The organism is Paenibacillus ihuae, from assembly GCF_001368795.1.
GTDB classification, from domain to species: Bacteria; Bacillota; Bacilli; order Paenibacillales; family Paenibacillaceae; genus Paenibacillus_AQ; species Paenibacillus_AQ ihuae.
Genome location: NZ_LN831198.1, coordinates 2,918,701 through 2,924,254 on the forward strand (window position 1 = coordinate 2,918,701; position 5,554 = coordinate 2,924,254).

Below are 5,554 nucleotides of genomic sequence, written 5' to 3' on the forward strand. Positions count from 1 at the left end.
CTGCCGCTATAGGCAGACGCACTTTCCCTGGTCTGCGGCTGGAAGGCCTGTACCTGTCCGGACCGCTGCTCGCGGGCGCTGCCAAACAACGGCGCACTGCTCTCTCCGCCGCCACGGGTCACAGCCGGAGAGCCGTAGCCGCTGCCGGATTCACGTGGATATGACTCTCCTCCAGGGCCAGGCACGTCCTGTGATACTGGAGTTGCAGCAGACTCCGGAGGCTGCGGTATCGTTCCCTTGGTGAAGGCGAACTGTTCCTGAATAAAGGAGCTGCTGCCTTTCCCGCCAAGCACTTCCTTACCAGGGCGGGGAATCAGGCTTTGGCCGAGCAGAACCTTACGTAGCTCTTGTTCAACAAAAGTATACAGCTCATTTTCTTTACTAAAGCGGACTTCCAGCTTCGCCGGATGTACGTTGACATCAACAAGCGACGGATGCATGTCAAGCTGGAGCACGAGCAGCGGATAACGGTTGATCGGCAGCAGCGTATGATATGCCCGCAGGATCGCCGCGTTCAGGCCGTTGCTGCGGATATAACGACCGCCGACAATCGTAGTGACCGCATTCCGGTTGGACCGGGTCCATTCCGGCCGGCTGATGTAGCCTGAGATCCGGTAATCCGGATCCTCTGCACTTACCGGCAGCATTGCCTTAGCAGCCGATGTGCCGTAGACGGCAGCGATGACCTGAAGCAGATCACCGTTGCCGAGGGTATGCAACAGCTGGTTGCCGTTGTGATGCAGCGTAAAGGAGATATTCGGATGTGCCAAGGCCATCCGGTACATCGCATCTGAAATATGCCCGAGCTCTGTCTGGATGCTCTTCATATATTTCAGCCTTGCCGGGGTATTATAAAATAATTCCCGTACAGCCAGATCACTGCCCTTCCCGGACGGATTATCTTCATTACGGATCAGTTTACCGCCTTCGATATCGATCACTCTGCCTTTACCGTCATCACCGCTTGCGGTCAGCAGTGATACCTTAGACACGGCCGCAATACTGGGCAATGCTTCGCCCCGGAACCCGAGGCTGGTGATCTGGAACAAATCACGGCCATTGGCAATTTTACTCGTTGCATGGCGGTAGAAGGCGGTCTCGCAATCCTCAGGCTCGATGCCTGAGCCGTTGTCTTTCACCCGGATGCTTTGCAGGCCGCCCTCTTCTACCGTAACCTCAATGCGGGTACTGCCAGCATCAATCGCATTTTCTACCAGCTCCTTCACAACAGAAGCAGGACGCTCCACCACTTCTCCGGCAGCAATCTGATTGGCAATATGCTCGTCCAGCACATGAATTTTGGCCATGAATCGTTCACCTCGCGGTTATATAGATTGAAGTTATGACTTTCTATTTTAGGATTAGCCGTGACTACAGAGAATGTTTGGACTTCCGGCCGCTGCCCGCCTGCAGATTTCTTGATTTTACCGTAATTAACGGTAGAAATCCGCAGACAAAGGCGGACGCTACCGCTCCTACAGTTCCAAAATTCCCCTCCGCCACTTTTCCCGAATGCTTATTTTCATGTTCAATCTATAAAGAAATTTTAATCAGGTAATCTGCCGCACTATTATAGTCCTTTAGCTTTCAATTTCAGCTCATTCAGCAGGCTCATAGCCTGCAGCGGAGTCATATTCATCAGGTCAGCGTCCTGCACGGCAGCGACCAGCTCCTTCACTACAGGGTTCTCCTTCACTGCAGGCGCTGCTGCGGTTTCTGCGCTGCCCTTCCGGCTCTTGCGCGGCTCTTCTTCCCCGAAAATCGACAGCTGGACCACTTCCTGTCCCGGTGCAGCTTCAAAGGAAGCCAATGAAACAGCTGACTCGGCATAAGCCGTACCACCGGAAAGAGCTGCATTGGCAGAAGGTGAACTCTCTGTTCGCAGAGAATCCATGGCTGGCACAGCAGAGCTTGCCTGCGGGTATTCTGAAGACTGCTGGACTTCTCTAACTTCACCAGGCAAGCCCCGTCCTTCGTAACCGGCACCGTAATTTAGAACTGCGCTGCCCGGAGGTGCCGCTTGCTCAATGCTTTGGAGTAATCCGTATGCCCGGTCAATAATGCCTTCAGGCAGTCCTGCCAGCCGTGCGCAATAGATGCCATAGCTGCTGTCAGCCGCTCCAGGTACGAGCTTGCGCAGGAAGTTCACTTTGTCCCCGCTTTCCTGAACAGCCATTGAATAGTTGCTCAGCCCCTGGAGACTCTCCTCCAGATGAGCCAGCTCATGAAAATGCGTTGAGACAAGTGCTTTGCAGGCAATCGTATCATGCACGTATTCAATAACCGCTTGGGCAATCGCCATGCCCTCACTGGTCGAAGTTCCCCGGCCAAGCTCGTCGATGATAATCAGACTGCGCGAGGTTGCTTTCTCGGTCATGACCTGTATATCGGCCATCTCCACCATGAAGGTGCTCTGCCCGCCGATCAGGTCATCCGCTGCTCCGATCCGGGTAAAGATCCGGTCGATCAGCGGCACCTCAGCGCTCGTAGCCGGCACAAAGCAGCCGATTTGTGCCAGTATACAGATGAGAGCTACTTGGCGCATATAGGTGCTCTTACCGGCCATATTGGGTCCGGTAATCAGCAGAATATTGCCTTCGTCCTTGCTGAGTGTACTGCCGTTGGCAATAAAGGCTGAATCCTTCAGCACCGCTTCCACCACAGGGTGACGTCCGCCCTCCAGCCGCAGGTCATATCCGTCCGACAGCTTAGGCTTTACAAAACGATGCTCGGCGCTGACAGCTGCGAGGCATTGATAGACATCGATTTCCGCGACTTTTTCGGCCAATGCCTGCAGGCGCGGAATTTGTGCGGCAATGCGGTCACGCAGTTCGGTAAAGAGACTGTATTCAAGATCTGTCATCTTATCCTGCGCTTCCAGAATTAAGGCTTCTTTCTCTTTGAGCTCCGGTGTAACATAGCGCTCGGCATTAGCCAGCGTCTGCTTACGCTCATATCTGCCTTCAGGCAGCGAAGAGAGGTTGGAACGGGTGATTTCAATATAATAGCCGAAGATTTTGTTATAGCCGATCTTCAGAGACTTAATGCCTGTTGCGACCCGCTCCTTCGCCTCCAGCTCGGCAATCCAGCGTTTGCCGCTCGTACTGGCTTCACGCAGCTCATCCAGACGCTCATGGTAGCCTGTCCGAATAATCCCGCCGTCCCGTACCGACACCGGCGCATCTTCAACAATGGCCATGTCAATGTCATCACGCAGTTCGGCGCACTCATCCATAGAAGCTCCGATTTCCCGCAGCGTCGCGGACCCGGAAGTCAGACACATGTCCTTGAGAGCCGGAATCTGCGCCAATGACAGCTTCAGTGCATTCATATCGCGGCCGTTGGCACTGCCGAAGGCAATGCGTCCGACCAGCCTTTCCAGGTCATATATCTCTTTGAGGGCACCGCGGAGATCTTCACGGACGATAAACTGGTTATATAAATAATCGACAGCTTCAAGCCTCCGCTCAATCGGAGCGCGCTGCAGCAGCGGCTTATCAATTCTCCGGCGCAGCAGGCGGCCGCCCATCGAGGTTTCAGTGCGGTCCAGGAGCCAGAGCAGCGAGCCTTTTTTGGAGCGTTCACGTACGGTCTCGGTCAATTCCAGATTGCGGCGGGTGAACGGATCAAGAATCATATAATTCCCGGGTTCATAAGGTGAAATCTGGCTCAGTTGGCCGAGCGAACGGCGCTGGGTTTCGCTTAAATAGGAGATCAGGAGCGCCAGACATTGGCCACGCTCCTTCTCCAGGCGCACCCATGCTGCTTCACCGAACTGGCGGCGGGCTAATTCCTCCTCCCGTTTATCCCAAGGGGTGTACACTACAGGCTTGGCCAGCAATGAAGCTTCACTGCGGAGCTGATCCAGCAGCGCGGCATCGCCGATAATCTCCGCTGGTTCATAAATACCGATCTCGTCACGCAGCCACTCTGCTCCCGACAGGACAGACGTCACATACAGCTCGCCCGTCGTCAGATCGCATGCGGCCAGTGCCATCATACCGTCATCTTCAGTGACACAGACGAGATAATTATTGCTTTTATCCGTAATAATCTTGCCGTCCATAACGGTCCCCGGTGTCACCACACGGACGATATCGCGCCGCACCATACCTTTGGTTACGGCCGGATCATCCAGCTGCTCACAGATCGCGACTTTGTAGCCTTTTTCAATCAAACGCTGTATGTAACCTTCGGCTGCATGATAAGGTACCCCGCACATCGGAATCTTCTCATCACCGCCGCCCTCCCGGCCGGTTAACGTTATCTCAAGCTCCTTCGAGGCAAGAAGCGCATCATCAAAGAACATTTCATAGAAATCGCCCAACCGGAAAAAAAGGAATGCGTCCTGCGCCCCTTCCTTTACCTTTAAATATTGCTCGATCATCGGCGTATATTTTGCCATTGTTAACCTCCATGCAAATTCTTCTGTATTCTCTATTATACCAGAAACTCGCATAGCAAAGTTACTCTGCCAAATCATTAACCATTATTACCAGTAGTCCAGTGAGCAAAAGACGCCAGACAAATGACCAGTCCATGCATTATAATGTAAGATTGTGGGCAGACAACATTTTCTAACGCAGACAAGGAGCGGATTTTGGATGATACGAAAATTGCATGAAGCTGACCGGACACGGCTGATGGAGCTCGTTGGCCGCAATCCGGCAATCAACCTGTATATTATCGGGGACGTGGAGAATTTCGGCTTTGATCAGGAGTTTATGGAGCTGTGGGGTGAATGTGATTCTCCGGATGGTCCGCTAAAAGCAATACTGCTGCGTTACTATAACAGTTATCTGCCTTATGCCGAAGGCCCGTTTGACGTGGACGGTTTTGCCGGGCTGGTGCGCATGAATATAGAGGCTGAAATGATTTCCGGCGCTACTGATGTTGTACAGGCTTTTAGAGAACGGATAAATATCAGGGATGAAAAGCAAATGTACTTCGCGGAGCTGAAGGAATTGGGAGAAGTAACCCGCCCTGCAGCAGCCGCTTCACTTGCCATCCAAAAGGCGACGGTACAACATGTCGATGCCATCTGTACGCTGACCGATCAGATTGAGGAATTTCTCAGCAGACCTGAAGATTCGCGGAAAAGTCTGCACAAAACGCTGGAAAGCGGCACGGGCCGAACTTATTTCGTGGAGCAGGATGGGAAGATTATTGCCACAGCATCCACCTCAGCAGAGAATTCACTGTCGGCGATGATCGTTGCTGTGGCTACTCATCCACAATACAGGAATCAAGGGCTTGCGTCTCACTTAATGGCTAAGCTGTGCGCGGATATGCTGGCAGAAGGCAAATCCCTGTGCCTTTTCTACAATAATCCTCAAGCCGGCCTGATCTACAAAAAGTTGGGCTTCCGCGACATCGGCTCATGGACAATGATGTATTTAAATCCGCCATTATAATTTGTTTATTACAGAAGCGCTGAGGACCTTTGAATCGATTCCGGCGGCTAAGTGTTGAAATCAGAGGGATAAATACCTTTGATTTCGGCGACGGCGCGGTTTGTGAGCAAATCAGAGGGATAAATACCTTTGAATTTGGC

Annotated in this window: 3 protein-coding genes; 1 reads left to right on the forward strand and 2 read right to left on the reverse strand. The window is 52.7% G+C overall.

Annotated elements, in window-relative coordinates:
- Together mutL and mutS are read right to left on the reverse strand one after the other, a co-directional pair.
- Positions 1–1,307 (reverse strand): DNA mismatch repair endonuclease MutL (gene mutL, locus AQR02_RS13275; protein WP_245237402.1); only part of this gene is annotated, 1,307 nt, incomplete at its 3' end.
- 263 nt (positions 1,308–1,570) lie between these two features.
- Positions 1,571–4,405: a DNA mismatch repair protein MutS gene (gene mutS / locus AQR02_RS13280; RefSeq protein ID WP_054940909.1), complete on the reverse strand. Its 2,835-nt coding sequence runs from the start codon at positions 4,403–4,405 to the stop codon at positions 1,571–1,573.
- 199 nt (positions 4,406–4,604) lie between these two features.
- Here mutS and AQR02_RS13285 point away from each other — a divergent pair, with 199 nt between their 5' ends.
- Positions 4,605–5,414 carry a GNAT family N-acetyltransferase gene (locus tag AQR02_RS13285; RefSeq protein WP_054940910.1) on the forward strand — a complete coding sequence of 270 codons (810 nt, stop codon included), beginning with the start codon at positions 4,605–4,607 and terminating at the stop codon, positions 5,412–5,414.
- The last annotated feature ends 140 nt before the right edge of the window (positions 5,415–5,554 follow it).